At 50.1% G+C, this 22,389-nt stretch carries 18 protein-coding genes, 1 tRNA gene and 1 pseudogene; 12 read left to right on the top strand and 8 right to left on the bottom strand.

The window, feature by feature from the left end; translation table 11 throughout:
* Nucleotides 1–100 precede the first annotated feature (100 nt).
* Genes ACPXSQ_RS16640 through ACPXSQ_RS16630 form a run of 3 tightly spaced genes read left to right on the top strand, consistent with a single transcriptional unit; the run spans nucleotide 101 to nucleotide 1,873 of the window.
* A complete protein-coding gene (locus tag ACPXSQ_RS16640; RefSeq protein ID WP_014595134.1) occupies nucleotides 101–880 on the top strand; it encodes an alpha/beta fold hydrolase in 780 nt (259 codons plus the stop codon).
* Nucleotides 881–904: 24 nt separating this feature from the next.
* Complete coding sequence (locus ACPXSQ_RS16635) at nucleotides 905–1,531, top strand: FMN-dependent NADH-azoreductase (protein ID WP_013024279.1); 627 nt, start codon at nucleotides 905–907, stop codon at nucleotides 1,529–1,531.
* Nucleotides 1,532–1,549: 18 nt separating this feature from the next.
* Complete coding sequence (locus ACPXSQ_RS16630) at nucleotides 1,550–1,873, top strand: YciI family protein (protein ID WP_013024280.1); 324 nt, start codon at nucleotides 1,550–1,552, stop codon at nucleotides 1,871–1,873.
* A gap of 43 nt (nucleotides 1,874–1,916) precedes the next feature.
* Here the strand turns inward: ACPXSQ_RS16630 and ACPXSQ_RS16625 are convergent, their stop codons facing one another.
* Both ACPXSQ_RS16625 and cspE read right to left on the bottom strand, forming a co-directional pair.
* Complete coding sequence (locus ACPXSQ_RS16625) at nucleotides 1,917–3,578, bottom strand: methyl-accepting chemotaxis protein (RefSeq protein ID WP_014595135.1); 1,662 nt, start codon at nucleotides 3,576–3,578, stop codon at nucleotides 1,917–1,919.
* A gap of 562 nt (nucleotides 3,579–4,140) precedes the next feature.
* Complete coding sequence (gene cspE, locus ACPXSQ_RS16620) at nucleotides 4,141–4,353, bottom strand: transcription antiterminator/RNA stability regulator CspE (protein WP_014606872.1); 213 nt, start codon at nucleotides 4,351–4,353, stop codon at nucleotides 4,141–4,143.
* A 433-nt stretch (nucleotides 4,354–4,786) separates the two neighbouring features.
* On the opposite strand from cspE, the gene feoA reads away from it, so the two are divergent.
* From feoA to ACPXSQ_RS16580, 8 genes and pseudogenes are all read left to right on the top strand, one after another.
* A complete protein-coding gene (feoA, locus tag ACPXSQ_RS16615) occupies nucleotides 4,787–5,011 on the top strand; it encodes a ferrous iron transporter A (RefSeq protein ID WP_013024283.1) in 225 nt (74 codons plus the stop codon).
* Nucleotides 5,011–7,332: a Fe(2+) transporter permease subunit FeoB gene (gene feoB / locus ACPXSQ_RS16610; protein ID WP_426144161.1), complete on the top strand. Its 2,322-nt coding sequence runs from the start codon at nucleotides 5,011–5,013 to the stop codon at nucleotides 7,330–7,332. The genes feoA and feoB overlap by 1 nt, the downstream gene beginning before the upstream one ends.
* A gap of 862 nt (nucleotides 7,333–8,194) precedes the next feature.
* Nucleotides 8,195–9,193, top strand: coding sequence for a glycosyltransferase family 2 protein (locus ACPXSQ_RS16605; protein WP_013024285.1), 999 nt, complete (start codon nucleotides 8,195–8,197; stop codon nucleotides 9,191–9,193).
* A complete protein-coding gene (locus ACPXSQ_RS16600; protein ID WP_014606871.1) occupies nucleotides 9,190–10,494 on the top strand; it encodes an oligosaccharide flippase family protein in 1,305 nt (434 codons plus the stop codon). Before ACPXSQ_RS16605 ends, ACPXSQ_RS16600 begins: the two co-directional genes overlap by 4 nt.
* Nucleotides 10,495–10,896: 402 nt before the next feature.
* Nucleotides 10,897–11,892, top strand: coding sequence for a glycosyltransferase family 2 protein (locus tag ACPXSQ_RS16595; protein ID WP_013024287.1), 996 nt, complete (start codon nucleotides 10,897–10,899; stop codon nucleotides 11,890–11,892).
* A 595-nt stretch (nucleotides 11,893–12,487) separates the two neighbouring features.
* Nucleotides 12,488–12,640 (top strand): annotated as a pseudogene (locus tag ACPXSQ_RS16590) (transposase); the annotation flags it as partial.
* 821 nt (nucleotides 12,641–13,461) lie between these two features.
* A complete protein-coding gene (locus ACPXSQ_RS16585; RefSeq protein ID WP_014595140.1) occupies nucleotides 13,462–14,316 on the top strand; it encodes a hypothetical protein in 855 nt (284 codons plus the stop codon).
* A gap of 59 nt (nucleotides 14,317–14,375) precedes the next feature.
* Entirely contained in the window at nucleotides 14,376–14,795 is a 420-nt protein-coding gene (locus ACPXSQ_RS16580) for a hypothetical protein (protein ID WP_014606869.1), read from the top strand.
* Nucleotides 14,796–15,722: 927 nt separating this feature from the next.
* On the opposite strand, the gene ACPXSQ_RS16575 is transcribed toward ACPXSQ_RS16580, so the two are convergent.
* From ACPXSQ_RS16575 to aspA, 6 genes are all read right to left on the bottom strand, one after another.
* Nucleotides 15,723–15,798: transfer RNA gene (locus tag ACPXSQ_RS16575), tRNA-Phe, on the bottom strand.
* A 106-nt stretch (nucleotides 15,799–15,904) separates the two neighbouring features.
* Nucleotides 15,905–16,483, bottom strand: coding sequence for a division control transcriptional repressor DicD (dicD, locus tag ACPXSQ_RS16570; protein WP_015701114.1), 579 nt, complete (start codon nucleotides 16,481–16,483; stop codon nucleotides 15,905–15,907).
* Nucleotides 16,484–16,547: 64 nt separating this feature from the next.
* Nucleotides 16,548–18,242 (bottom strand): protein-disulfide reductase DsbD, encoded by a 1,695-nt coding sequence (locus tag ACPXSQ_RS16565; RefSeq protein ID WP_238493915.1) that lies wholly within the window; start codon nucleotides 18,240–18,242, stop codon nucleotides 16,548–16,550.
* On the bottom strand, nucleotides 18,218–18,541 hold the full coding sequence (gene cutA / locus ACPXSQ_RS16560; RefSeq protein ID WP_258873729.1) for a divalent cation tolerance protein CutA: 324 nt from the start codon (nucleotides 18,539–18,541) through the stop codon (nucleotides 18,218–18,220). The genes ACPXSQ_RS16565 and cutA overlap by 25 nt, the downstream gene beginning before the upstream one ends.
* A 48-nt stretch (nucleotides 18,542–18,589) precedes the next feature.
* The gene (locus tag ACPXSQ_RS16555; RefSeq protein WP_013024297.1) at nucleotides 18,590–19,891 is read right to left on the bottom strand and encodes an anaerobic C4-dicarboxylate transporter; all 1,302 of its coding nucleotides are present in this window, start codon (nucleotides 19,889–19,891) and stop codon (nucleotides 18,590–18,592) included.
* 114 nt (nucleotides 19,892–20,005) lie between these two features.
* On the bottom strand, nucleotides 20,006–21,442 hold the full coding sequence (aspA, locus tag ACPXSQ_RS16550; protein WP_015701111.1) for an aspartate ammonia-lyase: 1,437 nt from the start codon (nucleotides 21,440–21,442) through the stop codon (nucleotides 20,006–20,008).
* A gap of 321 nt (nucleotides 21,443–21,763) precedes the next feature.
* Here aspA and ACPXSQ_RS16545 point away from each other — a divergent pair, with 321 nt between their 5' ends.
* Nucleotides 21,764–22,225, top strand: a complete 462-nt coding sequence (locus ACPXSQ_RS16545; protein ID WP_014606762.1) for an FxsA family protein — start codon at nucleotides 21,764–21,766, stop codon at nucleotides 22,223–22,225.
* The last annotated feature ends 164 nt before the right edge of the window (nucleotides 22,226–22,389 follow it).

The raw sequence follows: 22,389 nt of genomic DNA, 5'->3' as shown, positions 1-22,389 counted from the left end.
GCGAGTTTTGCATGTTAATTGTCCAGTTCGCCATCTTACAAGGTGTTTTTTACAGGGTTACGATGGTCTGCATGATAACGGCTAATGGGTGGAAAGACGGATGTGGGGAAAAACAGGAAAAGCGATACGTTTAAAACTCGCCGTTCTGCTGGGCCTGACGTTACTCAGCACGCAAATCATGGCGGAGGCAGCAGCCATCAAAAACATTGTGTTAGTTCACGGCGCTTTTACCGATGGCTCAAGCTGGAAAGCCGTGATTACCCAGCTTCAGCATAAAGGCTATCACGTTACTGCCGTACAGAATCCGCTGACCTCGCTGCAGGATGATGTCAATGCCACTGAGCATGTCATTGCGCGTCAACAGGGGCCGGTGCTGCTGGTGGGGCATTCCTGGGGCGGGGTGGTGGTTGCCGACGCGGCAAATGATCCAAAGGTCAAAGGGATGGTGTTTCTCTCTGCGCTGGTGCCTGACAGCGGTGAATCTGCCGCCGATCTGTTGCAGCGACTTCATGCCCCGATGACAGGGATGTTGGCTGACAGTCATGGACTGATCTGGCTCGATAGTGCAGACCATTTCGCTGAGATCATGGCCGGTGACGTGCCTGAAGCACTGGTGCGTGAACTGACTGCGGTCCAGCAGCCCATAGCGGCGCGGGCGTTTGATGACAAGGTGAAACGGGCCGCATGGAAAAGCAAACCCTCATGGTATTTGCTGACCACAGATGACAAGGCGCTACCGCCTGCCGTCCAGACGCGCATTGCTGCCTCCATCGGAGCCAGCATTGAGCGCATCGCCTCCAGTCATATGTCTCTTGTTTCACATCCTGAACAGGTTGCGGCTTTGATAGATCGCGCCGCCAGGACCCTTACCACTCCGTAGCGTTAACTTTACCAGGGGAATGACATGATCCGATTACTTCATATCGACGCCAGTATTCTTCAAGCGCAATCCGTTACTCGTCAATTGACGGCAGATATCGCTAGCAGACTGACTGAAAAATACCCGGATACTCACGTGGTTTACCGCGACGTGGTAGCGGATGAGATCAGCCACCTTACAGGACCCATTGCAGCAGGATTCAGATCGCTGGACGGAGACGTGTTCGATGAGCGCGTTATCCAGCAGCATCGATTATCTGAAAGCCTGGTGGCGGAATTCCTTGCCAGTGACGTCATCCTGGTAGGTGCACCTATGTATAACTTCTCGGTGCCAACTCAGCTTAAAGCCTGGCTGGATCGGCTCGCTCAGGCAGGCAAGACCTTCAAATACACCGAGAACGGTCCGGTAGGATTATCCGGTGGGCGAACCGTGATTATTGCTTCAGCACGAGGCGGCTTTTACCACGGTGGTCAGTTTGAAGATATGGATTTTCAGGAGCGCTATCTCTCTGCCTTTTTTGGATTTCTAGGCATCAAGAACATTCATTTTGTTCGTGCAGAAGGGGCGTCAAAAGGCGAAGCAATTCTGCTGCGCGAAATGGATAACGCTCGCCATGCTGCCGCGACGCTTATTCAGTCCCTAAATCTGTAATAAATCGGAGGATAGCTCATGCTTTACGTTATCACGCTCATTTATCGTCGTTCTGAAGCGGAACGAGAAAAATACAATCCAGGTCATAAAGCATGGCTGGCTGACAATATCAAAGCAGGCAAGGTGATATTTGCCGGCCCCTTGGAGCATCAGCGCGGCGGACTGGTATTAGCGGCGGCACCCGATGAGCATGCCGTCAGGACTATGCTGGATGACGATCCTTTTGTTGCATCAGCGTTAGTCGATGTGGTGGTAACAGGCGTGCATCCGGCGCTGGTCTCGTCAGCATTTTTATCTGGTTGGGGCAAGGATACGAAGGTCATTGACGTTTCTGGTCACTAAAACGCGATGCTGCGGGGCAGGCACTTGCCCCGCAGCAATGCAATCAGAAGGACTGCCAGTTTTCCGCTGACAGGCCAGCGCTAGTGCTCTCCGCTAAAGGCTTCTTCAGCGATGGTTTACGTAGCACATTCTGACCTGCGGCCGGGGTTCTGCCTGTGTTAAACACCGCTACCGACTGGCGTAACTGCGTTGCCTGATCCTCCAGCGATGCAGCGGCACTGGCCGACTCTTCAACCAGCGCGGCGTTTTGCTGCGTGACGCCATCCATTTCAGATACCGCTTTACTCACCTGCTCAATGCCGCGCGTCTGCTCGGCCGAGGCGGAGGCAATCTCTGCCATCAACTGCGTCACGCTGTTAACGGAATTCACAATGCTGCCCATCACATCGCCTGCTTCTGAGGCGTGCGTCGAACCACTGTTTACGCGCTGGGTGGACTGGTCAATCAACGTGCGGATTTCCTGGGCCGCGCTGGCGCTGCGACCGGCCAGAGACCGCACTTCACCGGCCACCACAGCAAAACCACGTCCCTGCTCGCCCGCACGCGCGGCTTCCACTGCGGCGTTAAGCGCCAGGATATTGGTCTGGAAGGCGATGCTGTCAATAATGCCAATAATGCTGGCGATCTGTTTTGAGCTTTCACTTATCTGTTCAATGTTGGCGATCACCTTCGCGACGATTTGCCCACCCTGCGAGGCCATCACGGAGGCATCTTTCGCCATGGTGGTTGCCTGCTGAGCATTTTCCGCGTTCAGTTTTACCGTTGAGGTGAGCTGCTCCATGCTGGCTGCGGTTTCCTCAAGGGCTGCGGCCTGTTGTTCGGTGCGCGAGGAGAGATCGGTACTGCCGGCAGAAACTTCTGCCGCGCCGGTAAAAATTGACTGCGTGGCATCATCCACAGAGCGGATGGTGACAACCAGCGCACTGCGCATCTCTTCGAGCTGGCGAAGCAGTCTGCCGGTTTCATTTTGACTCTCACTGGCGATCTCCTGAGTCAGATCACCGGCAGAGATAGCACGCATGTAATCCGTCGCCATGCTCAGCGGTTTCAGCAGCAGGGTTCTCAGACCGGCCCAAACAGTGGCAACGGTGACAAGGGCAATGATCGCGATAATCAGCAACGTCCACAGCATATTACTATAGTTGCTATCGTTTTCAGCGGCGATCTGCTTCATTAACTGGTAGTTCGCACTGCGCCATGTCTGATAAGCCTTATCCAGATTATCCTGAGCTTCCTGCGCATCAAGATTCCCGTAACCCTGATAGTTATTATTTTTCAGGAAGTCTACTGAGGCGAGCATTGTTTCGTGCATCTTGTTGTAAGCCGCCTCGACATTTTTTGTCACCTCAGCATGCTGACCCGGTAATGCGGGTGCGGTCTTATAAGCCTGGAAATACTCATCAGCTTTATCGGCGGATTGTTTTGCCACCTCCAGCAGTTTGGCAATAGACGCCAGTGACGCCGGATCTTTCTGGTTTTTAAGGAAGCGGATCGCCACGCGGCTGATCGTCACGCGGGTTTTAATCAGCGTTTGTACACTGTCGCTCAACTGCTGTTGCTGCAGCGTAAGTTGTTCAGTACGAGAGAAATTTCGCCCGGCCTGACTGACAGAGGAATAAAAAAGAAAGCCCGTAATGGTCAATAGCGCACTAAAAAGAAATAACACGGCAACAATACCCGTCGTGATTTTAAGGTTTTTAAGCATTGCAGTAATCCCGGTAAAAGGTGATACAGGTTTATCGGTATTAAAATGATTAGCTTAATAGTGACGCGCTAAATAATGTGATCTATGACAATAACTAAGAAATAAAAGCGGCTTTTCTGAAGAGAGAAGATGTTAGCGAGCCCTTGGGGAACATCGTCTCAATGATAAAAGGCAGCGCGGCTAAAATGTACCATCAGATACATTATTGTGATCTGACAATAATAAAAAGGTCCACGGTTTGCGCCCATGCGTCGTTATTTTGCACACCCGATGCCTGTATTTTCACGCGAATATAATAACGCTTTGAAATAATAATGAAAACCTGATGCCCGGCGCTTTTCTCCCACTGGCGTTATTCGTGCAAGCGATGCAGAAGTTAGCGGATGTCAGGCGCAATGGCGCAATGGAGGGCGAAAAAAATTCTGGAAGGCTGCCGCAAGGGCGAATGCAGTTTATGACAGGCATAAAAAAACCCGCACAAGGCGGGTTCTTTTCACAACGACTTAACTGCTCAGGCTGTTGCCATCATCGCGATCGTAAGCGGTCGTGAGGGCATCAGCTGTTACAGAGCAACAACATTGCCAGCTGAAGGACCTTTAGGGCCGTTCTCGATTGAGAACTCCACTTTCTGGCCTTCATCTAATGTTTTGAAATCGCTGCTCTGAATAGCAGAGAAATGTACGAATACATCTTTGCTGCCGTCCTGAGGAGAAATAAAGCCGAAGCCTTTATCAGCGTTAAACCATTTTACTAAACCAGTCATTTTAGTTGACATAGATGTGTCCTTTTCATTTTGAGCCACGCAAGGTGACGAAGATGGCCTGTTTTGCAGATTTTACTTATTGGGCACTTAGGAGGAGGCTCATGAAGAAGGGCATCTGGGAATGACGCTTGAACTGAGGACTGCTTTACTAAAACTGCTTTCATAAGGTCTGTGTTCCAAACCGATGTCGCTACACTATAGAGGTTGAACATATTAAGCAAGGTTTAATTTTATTTAAGTCAGACAGGCAGGCGGCCATGTAGCAAACCCGGCCAGCGCACGGCCTTGCGCTGGCCACGGCCCGTTGTTGAACAGGCCCGCTTATCCCGATCGCCACCACCCCATTCATTTCTGCTTTCCTGGGGTTCTGCCCATCCAGATCAATAAACAAGAATAGTTATCATTTGTATAATCCCTTTCTGCTGTTACCGGAACGGATAAGGCCATGCAAATTACACCAGGTACAACCTATCGCATCAGGGGATACCAACATTCTATTCATCCCGCCTGGCGGCAAAAATTATTAACTATGGGCATGTTACCCGGCACGCTGATTGAGGTCGTTCGGATCGCACCGCTGGGCGATCCCGTGCAGGTCCGCACGCGTCGCGTGAGCCTTGCGGTCAGGCAGCAGGACCTGGCGTCCGTCATGCTGGAAGAAATACGCTGATGAAAACATTGACTCTAGGCCTGATTGGCAACCCAAATACCGGCAAAACCACGCTGTTTAACCAGCTTACTGGCGCACGTCAGCGCGTAGGCAACTGGGCTGGCGTCACTGTCGAACGTAAAGAAGGGCAGTTTTTTACCGCCACAACGGATGTGCGACTGGTGGATTTGCCAGGCACCCGCTCGCTCACCACCTGTTCGGCGGACGGCTCTGTTGATGAAAGCATCGCCTGCCGATACCTGTTTGACGATCACGCCGACCTGATTGTGAACGTGATCGACAGTTCAAACCTGGAGAGCCATCTTTTCCTGACGTTTCAGTTACTGGAACTGGGGGTTCCCTGCATTGTGGCGCTGACTATGCAGGACATTGCGGCCAGCCATAACATTCGCATTGATATCGCTGCACTCTCAGCCCGTCTGGGCTGTCCGGTTGTCACCCTGACTTCTACCCGTGCTGACGGCATCGCTAAGCTGAAAGACGCCATTGATAGCTGGCAAAAAGAGATCGCGCCGCCGCCGGTGGTGTACCCGTCCGGGATCGAAGCAGCGATTTCCCGGCTCCGCGCTATGATGCCCGGCGATATCAGCGCGCAAAAACAGCGCTGGCTGGCGTTACAGCTACTGGAAGGCGATGTTCACAGCCGTGAGGTTTGTCCTGCGGCCGTAGCGCATTTGCCCGAGATTGTTGAGGCGGCTGGCGGCGATCCGGCGATGGTGATCGCCGACAGCCGTTATCAGGCCATTGCGACGCTCTGTGCCGCCGTCAGTAATATTCAGCAGTCGGCGCCGGGCACGCTGACTGAAGGACTGGACAGCATCGTGCTCAACCGGTGGGCAGGTATTCCAGTTTTTCTGGGTGTGATGTACCTGATGTTTGTTCTGTCGATCAATATTGGTGCCGCCCTCCAGCCACTATTCGATAGCGGTTCGGTGGCGCTGTTTATTCATGGCACGCAATGGCTGGGTTTTCACTTTCACTTTCCCGACTGGGTGAGGGTGTTTCTGGCACAGGGAATCGGTGCCGGAATCAATACCGTGCTACCGATTCTGCCGCAGATTGGCCTAATGTATCTGTTTCTCTCTTTTCTGGAAGATTCCGGTTACATGGCGCGTGCGGCATTTGTTATCGATCGCCTGATGCAGTCGCTGGGCCTGCCCGGTAAATCCTTTGTTCCCTTAATCGTCGGCTTTGGCTGCAATGTGCCATCCGTTATGGGCGCCCGCACGCTCGACACACCCCGTGAGCGCTTACTTACGGTGCTGATTGCGCCCTTTATGTCCTGCGGCGCTCGTCTGGCCATTTTTGCTGTATTTGCCGCCACGTTTTTTGGGGCTTACAGCGCCAGCCTGGTCTTTTCCCTTTACGTGCTGGGCATTGCTGTGGCGATTATCACCGGGTTGATCCTGAAACATACGCTGCTGCGTGGAGAAGCATCTCCGTTTGTGATGGAGCTGCCCGTCTATCATCGTCCCCATCTCAAGAGCCTGCTGATCCAGACCTGGCAGCGCCTGAAAATGTTTATCATCCGTGCCGGGCGGGTCATCATTTTAGTGAGCATGGTTATCGGTCTGCTCAGCAGCTTTTCGTTTAACGGATCGACGGTGGACAATATCAACCAGTCCGCCCTGGCCTCAGCCAGCAAAGTCGTCACGCCGGCACTGCGGCCAATCGGGATCACTCCGGATAACTGGCAGGCCACTGTGGGCCTGGTCACCGGCATTATGGCAAAGGAAGTGGTGGTTGGAACGCTGAACAGCCTCTATGTCGGAGAAGATGTGCAAAGCGGTGCCTTTGATCCGCAGCACTTTGATCTGTTAGGTGAGCTGGGCGACGCACTCACAGAAACCGGCAACAGTCTGCAAGCGGCGTTTCGCCTGAGCGCGCTGGCAAATCCTATCGAGGCCAGCAAAGGAGACAGTGAAATAAATGCCAGGCAGATGGGCGTGATGAGTGCGAAGTTTGGCAACGGCTTTGCCGCTTACAGCTACTTAATTTTTGTGCTGCTTTACGTGCCCTGCGTCTCGGTTATGGGGGCGATTGCCCGCGAGGCTGGAAGAAACTGGATGCTGTTTTCATTCTTTTGGGGTTTAAACGTCGCCTATTCCGTCTCCACGCTGTTTTATCAGAGCGTCAGCTTCCGCAGCCACCCTGGCGTGAGTGCGCTTTGCCTGATCGGTGTCGTAATGGTCAACGCTGTGGTGTTTGTTCTGCTGCGGCGATTCAGCACGCGCGTGAAGGTGACGCCTTTTTCCAGCGTGGCAACCTCAGTGGGTTGTGGGGGCTGCCAGGGATGCGCCAAACATCAGCATACAGGTTAGGGCGTTTGCCGTGCGACGAATCAGCGCCCGGAACTCGCCTCTGTTGCTGTTGGCGTGATGGGCGCAATGGTACTGATGGTCCGACGCCAGGGCGTTGTCAGTTGCCCCGATCCTGAAAACCACTGTGCCCGCTGACAACAGCCTTAATCACGCGGCAGTTGATTGGCCCTCAGCCTGTTTCGATTTAGGTACAATACATAGTGCGTGCTCATAGGCCCGTGTGAGCATGACGGCTACCGGCCAAAATGTGATGTTTAAAAAAACAGGTTGTTTAAGCAAAAAAGAGTATTCGATATATCAGCCACGTGAATATTTAGCGTGGCGATATATCTTCAATACATCGATGCATGAAGTTAAACGTTAATTAAACACGATGGCGTCTTCTGCTTTATATATTTATTTAGTTGTGGACTTTGCTGGTTTTTTAGTTATGCCGCCTTTAGCATTTTGATGGCTATTATAAGGATATTCTTATTCCTGAGACAGAATCCCCACTTCCTCCCAGTAAGACTACGATTAAGAGAGTCCTGATTTCGCATTGTGGGGCGGTTTGTAGAGCCGGCTTATTGCGAAAACGATCCGCATTTATGTAAAGTGGAATATACCATTCTTTGTGCATTTCAGACGGTATTCCAGGTCCTTTATAAATTACAGAATACTCCTAATTTATCTGTTATTGTTTTGTTTTTTTGGGTTTTTTTTATCACTGGAGTTCTTTAAAACATTTTGATACAAAAATTGACGATGTGCCTACATACGACTGATTTAGAGTAGCCAAAAATTGTTCAAATAAAATATAGTTGGGACTAACTGGCCATCTCTCTGCATTTCATTTTAATAAATTTGTCACACCAGAGGTTATATGATTAATAATCAGCAGGGCCCTTTAGTGTCATTTATTGTGCCCGTTTACAATGGCGCCGAATTTATTGCGCGCTGCGTTAAGAGTATTCTTAAGCAGCCACAGGCTGAGCGCTGTGAACTGATTCTGGTGAATGATGGATCCAGCGATAATTCACTTGAACTGTTGAATGAATACCAGAATTATCCTGGTGTGTTGATCATCGATAAGCCTAATGGCGGGGTTTCTTCAGCGCGTAACTGTGGGCTGGACGCCGCAAAGGGTACCTTTATTTCTTTCGTTGATGTTGACGATTTCCTGCCCCCACGTGTACTTGATACCTGGCTGATGCTCATGAAGGACGATGCAATTTTGGCCGTAGGCGAATCGCGTACGTTTTCTCATGATGGGGAACCTCTGTCAGAGGTAACAGAAAACGACACACAGCGCTGTATGAGTGCGGATAAGGCGATAAGTGAACTGCTGTATCACACGCCCAGGCACGGTCTTTGCGACAAGTTTTTTCGCCGAGACATCGTGCAGCAGCAGCAGTTGCGCTTCCGTGAAGATATCTTTAACTTTGAAGATCTGTTGTTTGTCATCAGTTATTTGTCTGCTGCGCGCCACGGGCAGGTCGTGTTTAGCCGTCGTGTGGTTTATCACTATGTCGAATCAAGAAACTCTGCCACGCGTTCGGATCTTAAAGAAAAACACTTCACCTATGTCAGGGCGTTTGCCGGAATTAAAATGCTGCTGCTGCGCCCCCATGAACGCTTTTACTACTTTTTGTTCCTGAAGGTGACCGCTTCGCACATTTACAAAGCACTGCACAGTAGGGAGTTCAACGCTGCGTTTGTTAAGCAATATATCGATCTCTACCGTAAAAATTACCGTGCTTATTGCGCCGCCGGTGTCATTCCGGATGCATGGAGCCTGTACTTCACCTTTTTCTTTCTGTCTCCGCGGCTGGTATCGGGGCTGCGTCACTTCGCACAGAATGTGCTGAGGGCACGGTCGTGAAACAGAAGCTACAAAACTCCCTGTGGATGATTATTGAGAAGCTGGTTGCCGTCTTTGGGCTGATGTTCGTCACCTCTTTTGTGGCGAAATACGTGGGGCCTGTGACGTTCGGCGTCATCGCGATTTCGATGCTGATATTCCAGTTTATCCAGTCGGTTGCCATGATGGGCTGCGACGTCATTCTGCTCAAACGCATTGCGCAGAACCACCGCTCTGGCATCCGGCTTATGGTGCCCGCCGTCATGCTGGTCTTTGCCATCTACTGCGTGTTGTCTGTGATTGGCATCATCGTGATGCGTGAGGAGATGAGTGCTCAGGCTTTTGTCTTTATCTGCGCCGCCGCGCTGGCCTGCCTGTTTTCTGCTATCGACCTGATTAACATCTATAACGAAGCGGTGTTGAATGCCAGGCTGAATGTCATGGCGAATCTGACCGGTCTGCTCATCAGTCTGGGCATTCGCTATGGAATTTCGTACTACCAGCTCGAACCTGAGTTGCTGGCGATTCCGATTGTACTGGCGACTTTTATTCCTTTCGTCATTAAAATTTGCGTGTTTGGCTGGTATCACAGGCATTCTCAGGTACGACCGCCGCTTCCCAGGCTGAGCCATATTCGCCGTTACAGCCGCTATATCCTTCAGGCCGGGCGTTCGCTGGTGATGTCGGTTATCGCGATTACCATTTACACCCGACTGAATCAGCTCAGCGTCTCATGGTTTTTAGGCCTGAAAGAGGCGGGTATTTTTTCGGTCGCGATGACGTTGTCAGTGGCGTGGGTGTTTTTGCCTAATGCGCTGCTGGCTTCTTTCTATCCGGCTCTGTTTGCCGAACGCGATCCTGACGTGGCCGTGGTGCGGGCCCAAAAACTGCAGTTGCTGGTCATTGCCGTCTCACTTGGTGTGATCCTTGGCATCATCCTTGTCGGCCCGTGGTTTATTGCGCATTTCTATGGGGCGGCCTACACCGAAGCAATTGCGCCCATGGTGCTGCTAAGCGTTGGTGCCATGTTCGGTGTGCTGAGCAGCGTAATGGACAGATTCATCATCAAGTACAACGGTTATCGTTATCTGATCAAAAAAACGTTTTGTGTGTTGGCCGTGTGTCTGGCAACGACGGTAACGTTGGTGCCGCTGTTTGGCATCACCGGAGCGGCGATAAGCGTTGTCATTACCGAGTTTATGGCTTTCACCGTTCTTAATTATTTTTTCCGTGGTCAGCCGATGATGAATATTCATAAAATATTCATCCAGCCGGGTAAATTATGGTTCCTGATTAACCGTACCCTGTTTTCTGGCCGTTAAGTTAAGCTTTTATGAAAGGTATTATTATTTTTGAGAAATAATACCTTTCATCATATTGAAATACATTCATTGAGATTTAATTTCCTCGTCGATTATCTGTAGGCTTCAGATAAATATTATTTTTATAATCCTGCAAACCTGCGGGAGGCGTACGTATGCCTTTATTATTTTATTCATTATTTTATCTACAGTATTTGATTAAGGTTAATTACTGATCTTCGTTGCCGGAATTATACCTGTTTATAGTCAGTTTAATTTAGCGCTTTTATACTGTGATCGTGGATTTATAAATAATTAAAAAGCTCATTTTCTCCAGGGAGATAAGGAATGAAGGCGACTAAACAGCGCCAGTTTTCCTCTGTCCGATAGTGCCATGACGTATGCTGGTTACGAGGTTTTAAAATGAATGATAAATATTTATTCAGTATAATAATACCGGTTTATAATGCCGAGAAAACGGTGATGCGTACGCTGCAAAGCCTTCTTCTCCAGACATTTAAAAATTATGAAATCATTCTGGTCAATGATGGCAGTAAAGATAACTGCGCTGCGATCCTTGAGGAGTTCAAACAGTACAATAATTTTAAAGTCATTACTCAGGATAATGCCGGGGTTAGCGTCGCCCGCAATACTGGACTGGAAGCGGCATCGGGTGACTATGTTATCTTTATCGATTCCGACGACTGGGTTGACAGTGATTTCCTTGCTGTATTTCGTCAGCACCTTTACTCAGGCATTCCACAACCTGTTGATCTGATGGTAGGGAACCTCAAGTGCGATCGCGTGGGCGACCTTTCTACTTACGGTTATTTTACCCAACCCGAGATTCCGGCCGTCCTGGGCGAGATAGAGCTCAGCGATAATATTGGTTATCTTCATAACAAGTGTTACAGAAAAAAAATTATCGATGATTTTAGTATTCGCTTCACTAAAGGCATTTCGATGAGTGAAGATCTCCTGTTTAATCTTAACTATTTCTACTACATCGATAACCTGTTTGTTTTCGACAGTGCCTCCTATCACTATGATGATGTAGAGAACTCGCTTTCAAAGAAACGCGTACTGTATGAAGAGCTGCTGGATCGTAAACATTACCTCAACGACTTATATCAAAGGCTGCTGGTTAAGTATAAAAACGGCGATATGGCTCGCTTTTCTACTGGAATAACCAAACGTAAGCTGACGCTGGATATGCAGATCGTGACCGCGATGTACTACACCACGCTGAATATTAATGAGGTGCGTAACAGCATCAAGCGTATTAAAGAGAAGCGTTATCCTGAGAATGTCCTGGGGCTGTTAAACAGAAGCGAGAAAGTGAAGTATCATGTCATGAACGTCAATGCCAGAGCGGCCTATCTGGTGCTGTATATGCTCTACAGATTGCGTTTTTTTTAAGATTCAAACTGTCGCCTGTTTTCATTATTCACTACCAGCCTTCTGGTGCAGGGCGGGGCATGTTGTTGTTTTAACTTTACCTGGTTTTGCGATTTCCGGATCGTCAGCATCAGGCGCTGTTTTTCCAGCGTCAGTTTGTTAAGGCATGCATAAGAGCGCGGGCTGTTGAATGCCGTCAGCCAACGCTCTGTGATTTTCCCAAATTCAGTCAGTGTCCTTGAGCGATATAACAACCCGTCTGGCAGGTCGTCACGTCCAGTTGAAACGCGGAATAAGAGCACGCTGGGTGGGTTTTATCGCTTTGATCAATGCCAGCATCGGGCAACGACCCCATGAGATTGATGGATTATGATACACAAGAGTGATTTATCCCCTCTTCAATAAGAGAAAAAACGTCATCAAGAACATCATAATAAGTGGCTTCAGACTCGCGTTCTTTCCAGATGTCGTAAGCTGAACTGTAGACGAATTCCAAAATAGCCGCGATAGTGTGTGGCCTGATGTCTTTTAAAGGATCGATAACCATTTTCAGTCAATCGCCACGGGTTTAACCGCCCTCTCAGCGTCAGTTGAAATGACTTAATGAGAGGTGTCCATGAGCGGTAAGCGTTATCCCGAAGCGTTTAAAATCGAAGCAGTGAAACAGGTCGTTGATCGCGGCCATTCTGTTTCCAGTCTCGCACTACGCCTCGATATCCCCACCCACCGCTTCACGCAGGGATAAAGACGTCAGGTCCGGATTCTTTCTGTAATAATGAACAGTCAGAATATAAATCAATAATTCTGAATCGAATGCATGAAACGCGTTTTGCCGAATTGGAAAGAGATGCAAAAGTATCAAACGATTCATTAAAATATTATTAAATAAAAAATATCAAAAAAACAATGGGTAACGATATCGGCAATCATTCCAATTTGAATTAATAGCAGCCTATGTAATTTTTTGTAAGTTTTGCGCTTGCATTAACCGTAAAAAAAGCATAGAAAGGTTACAATTTAGCAACATTTAATAAAGTTTTACACTGACACACCTGACAGCTTTCACTTCTGTCTGGAGAGGGAAATGAAAAGACTTTCTGCGTTGTTAACCCTAAAATCTCTAAATAGATGTGCAGGATTGCCCCTGAGTAATTTAATGATGAATCAACGATACCAGACAAGTTCGAATATCGCTGCATCACAGGTTGGGGAATCGGCAGATGACCTTGTTATGTCATGGAGGCCACCAAAAAAAAGCGGAACCCTGAGTAAGGGTTGCAGCATACTGGCTTACCAGTACAGGTGGCAAATAAATGGCAGCGACTCAACCATATGGCATTCTATTCCTCAATATGCCACCTGCTTTCAGCGTTTTCGTGTTGAAAATGGCCTAATAACCAGAGGTTATTCTTCTGGCGTTTGTCCGAAAAGACCTGAAGGTGCGAAGTTGATTCCCAACACACCGGTATCAAAATCAACGCTTTAAAGCTAGCTGGTCATAATATTGATATCAAATAAATCTGTCATGCCAGATTTATTTGATATTAACTTTCATTGAAGCTTTATAGTAAAAATTACTTGAAGGTAAAAATGAAAAAAAACAAAAAAAACATTCCATTATGCTTCGTAAAAAAGACACGCAACGCTGTTTTTAACAGAAGCATAGCGGCGCTCTTTTCAGCGCTTATCGCTTTTATTTTTTGTTTTTTTTCTGGCGGTGGTGCTTATGCCCAGTCTGCTGGAATATTATCTGCCACAGATAATCAAGACGACTATAAAGAAAACAGTGACAAAGCCTCTCATTCAGAGGGTAGTGCCCTGGCGCTCCCGACAATGTATGTGGTACTTGAATGGGAGTGGTTGCCAAATGGTGAAAACCTTGCGCGCAAGAATTATCAAGTGAAACTTGATGCCTGCAAGGGTTCCGGTATGCCTTTCAAAGCGCTTTCAGCACAAGATGAGGCCAGGCTGGGTAAGGGAGAGGTAGAGATATCTATTGATGGACATCATCAGGTTGCTAAGGAAGTCAGCTGGACGATGGGCGCTGAGGGTGAGGATGCTCAACATGCCTGTATGATTAAACTCGAAGAACACACAGACCAAAACGAAGTTAAAGATGCTGCAGAGGAAGGAATGTATCAGGCTATCGACAGCGACAGTCGCATTCAAAATCATCAGAATGCCCAGTCTGTCGGTTGGAAAATAACGGGAGAAAAGCAATATAAAGGTATTCCCTGTACTGCCTGGAGTAATGGTAAACAAGAGGTCTGTATGTGGTCAGGTGGATTAAAATGGGGTTTTGATGATTCAGCAATGGATACCGCGGGATGTTCTGTAAGTACTGCCGGTGATTTTCTCACGTCTATACCTGTTGACGCGAAGCCTTTAAAAGGGGCAATCGGGTGTTTATTCAAACTCAAGACATTCAATATTAATAAAAGCTAACTCACTTTTTTTATCGATTCCATAAAGCGGTCAGTCGTTCACAACTCATGGAGAAAAAAATGAAAAGCATCATGGTTCTTTTCACAATAATGTTCGTATTAACAGGATGTAGCACATCGGGTGGGGAGGATAAATTTAGCCGCACTTATGTTTCATCCCATATCATAGCCAACAAAACCACACAGGCTGAAGTCAAGGCGCTTTATGGCGTACCTGACGATCAAAGTTCATCCTCAGATGGTTCGGTCAACTGGCGTTATAGAAAGGGTGGAAACTTAAGTACTGCGTCAAGCGTCTTAGGATATATTCCGGGCGTGAGTGCCCTCTCAAGCGCCGTTGGCATGGCTTCGAGTGCGCAAGGTGCCTCTGAGTCAATGACAAAAGCATCCGGCAAACTGACTGGCAATACTGAGCAACATAGTGATTATTTATCCGTTTGGTTTGATAAAAACAACGTTGTAAGTAATTGGTATATGTAAAACTGGAAGTTAAAGAGGGTGAGATTATATGTCACCCTCTTTTTTAAATTTTTATTGCCAATGCTTTACGACTGACTTTCGTTTTTTATGAATAATTGATGTAGAACGGATTTCGCCGTTAGCACTCTGGCACCGCGCCGCCTCAATCAGATTTAACCTTATCATTATATCCTAACGTCTAATCCTGACCCCGAGTTTAATCCAGTTATAATAAGCGGTAGCCAGTTTCGGTCTGACTGCATTAAATGTATACGGCAGGGAATTAAATACCCTGTACGCCCGTCCATCTTCAGTAATGCGTCGGGTACACATTGAAAGAAATGTCAGGTTTTGTTCTCAGGTGATTGACACTACGCTTTAAGACGTGTCGGTTGTGCACAAATTTATCTAAACAGCGATGAATATCCTTTCCTGCCAGAAAAAACAGATCTTGAAATCAGCGACTCGCAGCACGCCGTGACGGATTCCTGTCTGCCAATCAACGGACAGGCCGCGATCACATTATTCCCTCATGGGGTTTTGCAGGGCGGATCCGATATCAGCGTCACGCCTCGCTAAACCGCATAAAACTGTTTGCGGGCCTTTACCGATCGCCATTTCGCCCCCACATCTGCAAAATCAGCTGCCGGGATTGTCACGCCGAAATATAACCCTACTGGCGACGCGTGTCGTGCTTGCATGGATTGCCAGAGCATAGCGCTGTTCGTTGAATGATGTTGCTGCAGCTTGTCAGGTTCATTGAGCAGCGTGGCAGTGCGGATGGCGTATTGATGGGGGGGCCAGCGTTTATCGAACCCACGAGCTTGCAGTTATGCCCCAAAATCCAGATATAAAAAAACCCGTTGATATTCAGTGATATCATCGGGTTTATTTAACGTACTGATTTTTATGTCTCCGGACTGACTAAGCTATCCCAAGACAATAATATGGTGCCCGAACCCGGAATCGAACCAGGGACACGGGGATTTTCAATCCCCTGCTCTACCGACTGAGCTATTCGGGCAACGGGGCGCATTAAACCGTAAAGGCCGCAGGCCGTCAACGGCTTTGATAAAAAAACCACGCAAAACGTGACTGATTGCCTGAATTTCAGTCAAAGACGATGAAACTCAGGCCAGTGCGCCGTTTTTACGGCAGAGGGCGATACTCAATACGTCTTCCGCCAGGCGTTTCGCCACATCAACGTCCTGCACGTTGCGTTTAACCAGCAGTTTGCTCAGGCAGCCTTCCAGTATCAGTTCCATTTGATCGGCAACCATACTGGGGTTATCCAGACCAAGCGAGGTTAAGATGGTATGCGTAAATTGCCATGAGGCGCGCTTCTGCTTTTCTGCCAACTGATGGATGGGATGATCGGGCTGGGGATAAAAACTGCAGGCGGCGATAAACAGGCAACCGGGAAAGCGGCCCTTATTGACCTGTTCGTTTAATCCTTCATAGCGTGCCATCAGCTTCTGATCAGGACGCAGAGCGTCGTTCTGCAGAATGTCATGGCGCCATTGTTCAATCTGCTGGGCGTGAAACTGCAGCGCATCGTAGAGCAGCGCGTCACGATCGGGCCAAAACTGTTCAAGCTGTGTCAGGCTGAGCTGCATATCATCGGCCAGGATTGCCAGCGATGAGGTCGCCGCCAGACCGTTTTGTTCCAGTACGTTTAACGCATGGTCAAGTATCTGTTCACGTTGCAAATCGTTCTCCTCTGGTGTGCAAGCCTGTTTTGTTCAGCAGACTGTGTCCTGGTTCCAGTGTTGTTTACTCATGCAATTTCTGCAAATGCGCGCGAAAATCATTCGCCTTCAGGAAGCCGGTAATACGCGATTCCGGGATCTCTTTTCCTGTCGCATCAAAGAACAAAATCGTGGGTAACCCGAGCACGTGCAAATGCTGCAACAGCGCATTATCGGTGGCCGTGTTCGCCGTGACGTTAGCCTGCAACAGCTGCACATTGTTCAGGCTGTCACGTACCGCGCTGTCGCTAAAAGTATATTTTTCAAACTCTTTACAGGCCACGCACCAGTCCGCATAGAGATCCACCATGGTGATACGGCCCTGAGCCTGCTGCAGGGCCTGGTCTACCTGTTCAAGGGTTTGAACAGGCTGAAAGGGAAGGTGCGCGATGTTTTGCTGCGGCGCGCCGCTGCCAAAGGCCCAGTCCTGCAACGGGCGGGCACTGATCAGGGCGGCGACCAGCATCATAATTTGCATCACGCGCCATTTGCCGCCGCTGGCGCGTAAGCTCGCGCTGAATGCCCAGGCAAAGAATGCCACGGCCAAAAGGCTCCATAAACGCATGCCCCACAGATCGCCCAGTATCCGCTCCAGCAGGAAGACCGGCAGCGCGAGAATAACAAAACCAAACCCTTCTTTGACGGTCTGCATCCAGGGACCGCTTTTAGGGAGAAAGCGGTTGCCAAACAGGGTAACGGCAATCAACGGCAATCCCATCCCGACGGCATACAGCCACAGCGTACCGGCACCGGCCAGCAGGTTTCCGCTCTGCGCGATATAAAGCAGAATCGCGCTGAGTGGCGCAGTGGTGCAGGGCGAGCAGATTAGGCCTGCCAGCGCGCCCATCAGGAAAACGCCCGGCAGTGAGCCGCCTTGCTGACGATTGCTCCACAGTGCCAGACGCGTTTGCACGCTGGCGGGAAGCTGTAGCGAAAACAGGCCAAACATCGACAGGGCTAACAGGGTAAACAGCGCCGATAAGCCAATAAGCACATAAGGATGCTGCAACGCCGCCTGAAAGCGCAGGCCCGCCGCCGCCACAATCACGCCCAGTAAGGTATAAGTGAGCGCCATTCCCTGCACATAGACCATGGCCAGCGCAAACAGCCTGCCCAGTGAATAGTTACGCTTACCGCCAAGGATAATGCCAGAGATCAGCGGATACATCGGCAATACACATGGCGTGAAGGCCACGCCGATGCCAATCAGCAGCGCCCACAACGGCGAAAAGGGCAGAGGGTTGGCGCTGGCAGGCGCAACGGCTGGCGGGGACATTGTGGCGGCTACCGGGGAAAGGGGGATGCTGCGGGTTTCCGGTGGATAACAGAAGCCGGCGGCGGCACAGCCTTGATAACTTACGCTAAGGGTCGCTCCTTTCGCGGCCTGCTGCAGCATGATGGGCACGTTGAGATCCTGCGGGTAAATCTCGCTTTTACCAAAAAATTCATCTTCATGCGGCTGGCCCGCAGGCAGGGCTAACGGCGCAATACGTGCATCATGGGGCACGACCTTAATCTGTTGGCGGTAAAGGTAATAGCCCTCTTTGACTTTCCAGTGCAGGTTAAGCTGCGAGCCTTGCTGATCGAAATCAAAGGCAAAAGCCTGATCAACGGGCAAAAAGCGGCTGGTGGTTTTGGGGGAAAATAAGGCAGCCTGCGCCTGCAGGCAGATAAACAGCGCCAGTACCAGTGTGATTAAGCGAGAGATGCGTGCAGCCATGACAAGTATTCACTGTCTCCATGTTGAACCGGAAGTACCAGCAGTTCTGGTACATCGTAAGGATGCGCGAGCTTAAGCAGTTCGATCAAGGCCTGCTGATGGGCTGTGTCGCATTTGAGTAACATCTGAACTTCGCTGGACTGCGCCAGTTGGCCCTGCCAGACATAATATGACGTTACACCCGGCAAGAGGGTGACGCAGGCGGCCAGCCTGGCCTGCAGCGCCTGTGCGGCAAGCTGTTGCGCACAGGCCTGGTCTGGCGCAGTACAGAGGATGATAACGGCGTTCATCGTAACGATCCTGTTGAAAATAACGCCGATAGTAGCACGTTCCCTGCCCGGCTGGAGTTACAGTAACAGCCCACCAAAAATAAAGCCGAACATGACAGACAAGGTGATAGCAAGGACGCCAGGAATAATAAAGGCATGGTTGAAGACAAACTTACCGATTCGGGTCGAACCCGTATCGTCCATCTCCACGGCGGCTAACAGGGTGGGATAGGTCGGTAACACAAACAGCGCAGACACGGCGGCAAATGAAGCGATGGCTGTCAGTGGCGTTACGCCAAGCGCTAACGCGGCAGGCAGCAGGGCTTTGGCGGTGGCGGCCTGGGAATAAAGCAGCATGGAAGAGAAGAACAGCACCAGCGCCAGCATCCACGGATAGGTTTTTAAGGTATCGCCCGCCAGCATCTGGATATCAGCCAGATGGGCTTTTACAAAGGTGTCGCCCAGCCAGGCCACGCCCATCACACAGATGCAGGCGCTCATGCCAGACTTGAATGTGCTGGCGCTGAGGATAGCACCGGTATCAATTTTGCAGGTCAGACTGATCAGCGTGGCAATAGTGAGCATAAACACGACGATCGCCTCATTGCGCGGCAGCGGTGGGTTAGCGATCAGGTTGACGCTTTCGCTGGTGGCGGTGGCGTAAATCACCACGGCGGCAATACCGGCCAGGAACAGCAGTACCGATTTTTTAGCGCCGGGTTGAGTCTGATAAACCGTCTCGCCGCGTAGCGTCACTTCACCTTTCGCCAGCCTTGCCTGATAAACCTCATCATCTTTTAGCTCTTTACCCAGAAAATTGGTCACCAGGGCGGCAAGAAACAGCCCCACCATGGTGGCCGGAATGGCAATCGCCAGCAGCATGATATAGCTCACCCCGCGCGGTTCCAGCAGCGTGGCAAAGAACACCACCGCTGCCGAAATGGGAGAGGCGGTAATGGCGACCTGAGAGGCGACAACCGCAATCGATAACGGGCGGGAAGGCCGGACGCCTTGCTCTTTCGCCACTTCAGCAATGACCGGCAAGGTGGAGAAGGCGGTGTGGCCGGTACCCGCCAGCAGGGTCATCATGTAGGTCACCAGCGGCGCAAGGAAAGTGACATAACGTGGATGACGACGCAGCAAACGTTCGGCAAGGCTGACCAGATAATCCATGCCGCCCGCCACCTGCATGGCGGCAATCGCGGCGATCACGGCCATGATGATTTCGATCACATCAAAAGGGATCGCACCGGGCTTCATGCCAAAGCCCAGCGTCAGGATCAGGACGCCTGTGCCGCCTGCGAAACCTATGCCGATGCCGCCCAGGCGTGCGCCCAGCCAGATCGCCATCAACACGATAAACAGCTCAATCAGGAACATCTGTCACTTCCTCAAACAGGATTAGCCGGTAAGCAAACTCATCCTTTTAACAAACAAAAAGGCACATCGTTTTGATTACGATGTGCCTTTTACATCAGTAAGTACAATTAAGCCTTACTGTTCGTTTTCGTCGGTGTAACGTTTGGCTTTATAAACCGGATACATCAGATTTTGCACAGAGAAAATATCGTCCAGCTCGCTTTCGGTGAGCAGGCCGCGCTCAAGCACCACTTCGCGAACGCTTTTACCGGTTTCGGCACAAATTTTACCGACGATATCGCCATTATGGTGCCCAATGTAGGGGTTCAGGTAAGTGACGATGCCAATGGAGTTAAACACATAAGCTTCACAGACCGCTTTGTTGGCTGTGATGCCGTTAACGCATTTTTCCAGCAGGTTGTAGCAAGCGTTAGTCAGGATGCTGACCGACTCAAACAGCGCCTGGCCAATCACCGGTTCCATAACGTTAAGCTGCAGCTGCCCGGCCTCGGACGCCATGGTGACCGTGGTATCGTTGCCAATCACTTTGAAGCACACCTGGTTTACCACCTCAGGCACTACCGGATTCACTTTGGCAGGCATGATTGAGGAGCCGGCCTGCAATTCTGGCAGGTTAATTTCGTTCAGGCCGGCACGCGGACCCGACGAGAGCAGGCGAAGGTCGTTACAAATTTTAGAAAGCTTCACGGCCAGACGCTTCAGCGAAGAGTGCACCATAACATAGGCGCCGCAGTCGGAGGTGGCCTCGATCAGATCTTCGGCTGGCACCACCGCCAGGTTACTGACTTCTGCCAGTTTCTGAACGGCTAAGTGTTGGTAGCCATCCGGCGTATTCAGGCGAGTACCAATAGCGGTCGCGCCCAGGTTAACTTCCAGCAGCAGTTCGCCAGTGCGCAAAATGCTTTTCGTCTCTTCATTGAGCAGCACGCTAAACGCATGGAATTCCTGACCCAGCGTCATCGGCACCGCATCCTGCAGCTGAGTACGGCCCATTTTTAAAATCGTCTGGAATTCGTCAGCTTTACGCTGGAAACCTTCGGCTAACTGGCTGATGCCGTCGAGCAGTTTCAACAGCGAGCTGTAAACGGCGATGCGAAAGCCGGTCGGGTAAGCATCGTTGGTGGACTGGCATTTATTCACGTGGTCGTTGGGATTCAGATACTGGTATTCGCCTTTCTGATGTCCCATCAGCTCCAGACCAATATTGGCCAGCACCTCATTGGTATTCATGTTGACCGAGGTGCCCGCGCCGCCTTGATACACATCGACCGGGAACTGATCCATGCAGCGACCTTTGTTCAGCACTTCATCGCAGGCCTGAATAATGGTATTGGCGATGTCACGCGGCAACGTTTGCAGCTCTTTATTGGCCATCGCCGCCGCTTTTTTTACCATCACCATGCCGCGCACAAACTCAGGAATATCACTGATTTTGCTGTTGCTGATGTAAAAGTTTTCAATCGCACGCAAAGTATGAACGCCATAATAAGCATCCGCCGGAACTTCGCGCATGCCTAACAGGTCTTCTTCGATACGAATGTTGTTCGCCATGATAACCTTCTTGTTGTCACTGCTAACCATCGCAGATGATGTGTTTGTTTTGTGGGGAAGCGCCAGAACCGCTATTTTATCCGTATTCAGGCGGGTGAGCACGATCCTATTCTGACCCAGCCCTAAAGCGCGAACAGAGATCACCTTACTGGCCTTATGACGTTAACAATATGTGAAATTGCTCACAAATTTAACCCTGCAGCAAAAATTTGCCTGGCACGGTTGAAATGGGCGGCCTGAATGACCATCTCTGTATCTTGTTATCATCATTTTTACGCTGCCGGGTCATCAGCCGGGCAGCCTGACTCACAGGAGAATCCGGTGCGCTGGTTACCGTTAGTGATCTTTTTCGTACTGGCCTGGATTGAGATCTCGCTTTTCATTCAGGTTGCACACGTCCTTGGCGTGCTGCTCACCATGCTGCTGGTGGTTTTCACCTCCTGCATCGGCGTGTCTTTGGTTAAAAATCAGGGCATGAAAAACTTTATGCTGATGCAGGAGAAGCTGGCTCGTAACGAAAGTCCGGCGCAGGAAATGGTGAAAAGCGTTTCGCTGATCATTGCCGGTTTCCTGCTGCTGCTGCCGGGTTTCTTTACCGACATGCTGGGCCTGCTGCTCTTACTGCCACCAGTGCAAAAACACCTGACCTTAAAACTGATGCCGCATCTGCGCGTCTGGCGGGGGCCGGGTGCAGGCCCGGACAGCGGTTATACAATGGATGGCGAGTTCGAACGCAAAGACAGCGATCGCCTTGAACATCATGACGATCCAAAAGATCGTTAATCTCATCCTCTTAGCGCGACATCAGGTCGCGCTTTTTGTTTGTATTCTGACCCGTCCGCGCGGTTTGTCTAAAAAGTCATCAGTTGCATCATCAGACTAAAAAAATTTGTGGGTTGCCCCCTTGAAAGTGTCAGGTCGCGGCCCTATCTCTCTGGTCACGAGGC

Source organism: Pantoea sp. EEL5, from assembly GCF_049892805.1.
GTDB classification, from domain to species: Bacteria; Pseudomonadota; Gammaproteobacteria; order Enterobacterales; family Enterobacteriaceae; genus Pantoea; species Pantoea ananatis.
Note: the sequence above shows the minus strand (reverse complement) of the source record. Positions and strands in the feature narration are given on the sequence as shown.

What these genes read in the sequence shown, in the direction of transcription:
- ACPXSQ_RS16640 (WP_014595134.1), top strand. Translation starts at nt 101, where the DNA reads ATGTGGGGAAAAACAGGAAAAGCGATACGTTTAAAACTCGCCGTTCTG.
- ACPXSQ_RS16635 (WP_013024279.1), top strand. Translation starts at nt 905, where the DNA reads ATGATCCGATTACTTCATATCGACGCCAGTATTCTTCAAGCGCAATCC.
- ACPXSQ_RS16630 (WP_013024280.1), top strand. Translation starts at nt 1,550, where the DNA reads ATGCTTTACGTTATCACGCTCATTTATCGTCGTTCTGAAGCGGAACGA.
- ACPXSQ_RS16625 (WP_014595135.1), bottom strand. Translation starts at nt 3,578, where the DNA reads ATGCTTAAAAACCTTAAAATCACGACGGGTATTGTTGCCGTGTTATTT.
- cspE (WP_014606872.1), bottom strand. Translation starts at nt 4,353, where the DNA reads ATGTCAACTAAAATGACTGGTTTAGTAAAATGGTTTAACGCTGATAAA.
- feoA (WP_013024283.1), top strand. Translation starts at nt 4,787, where the DNA reads ATGCAAATTACACCAGGTACAACCTATCGCATCAGGGGATACCAACAT.
- feoB (WP_426144161.1), top strand. Translation starts at nt 5,011, where the DNA reads ATGAAAACATTGACTCTAGGCCTGATTGGCAACCCAAATACCGGCAAA.
- ACPXSQ_RS16605 (WP_013024285.1), top strand. Translation starts at nt 8,195, where the DNA reads ATGATTAATAATCAGCAGGGCCCTTTAGTGTCATTTATTGTGCCCGTT.
- ACPXSQ_RS16595 (WP_013024287.1), top strand. Translation starts at nt 10,897, where the DNA reads ATGAATGATAAATATTTATTCAGTATAATAATACCGGTTTATAATGCC.
- ACPXSQ_RS16585 (WP_014595140.1), top strand. Translation starts at nt 13,462, where the DNA reads ATGAAAAAAAACAAAAAAAACATTCCATTATGCTTCGTAAAAAAGACA.
- ACPXSQ_RS16580 (WP_014606869.1), top strand. Translation starts at nt 14,376, where the DNA reads ATGAAAAGCATCATGGTTCTTTTCACAATAATGTTCGTATTAACAGGA.
- ACPXSQ_RS16565 (WP_238493915.1), bottom strand. Translation starts at nt 18,242, where the DNA reads ATGGCTGCACGCATCTCTCGCTTAATCACACTGGTACTGGCGCTGTTT.
- ACPXSQ_RS16555 (WP_013024297.1), bottom strand. Translation starts at nt 19,891, where the DNA reads ATGTTCCTGATTGAGCTGTTTATCGTGTTGATGGCGATCTGGCTGGGC.
- aspA (WP_015701111.1), bottom strand. Translation starts at nt 21,442, where the DNA reads ATGGCGAACAACATTCGTATCGAAGAAGACCTGTTAGGCATGCGCGAA.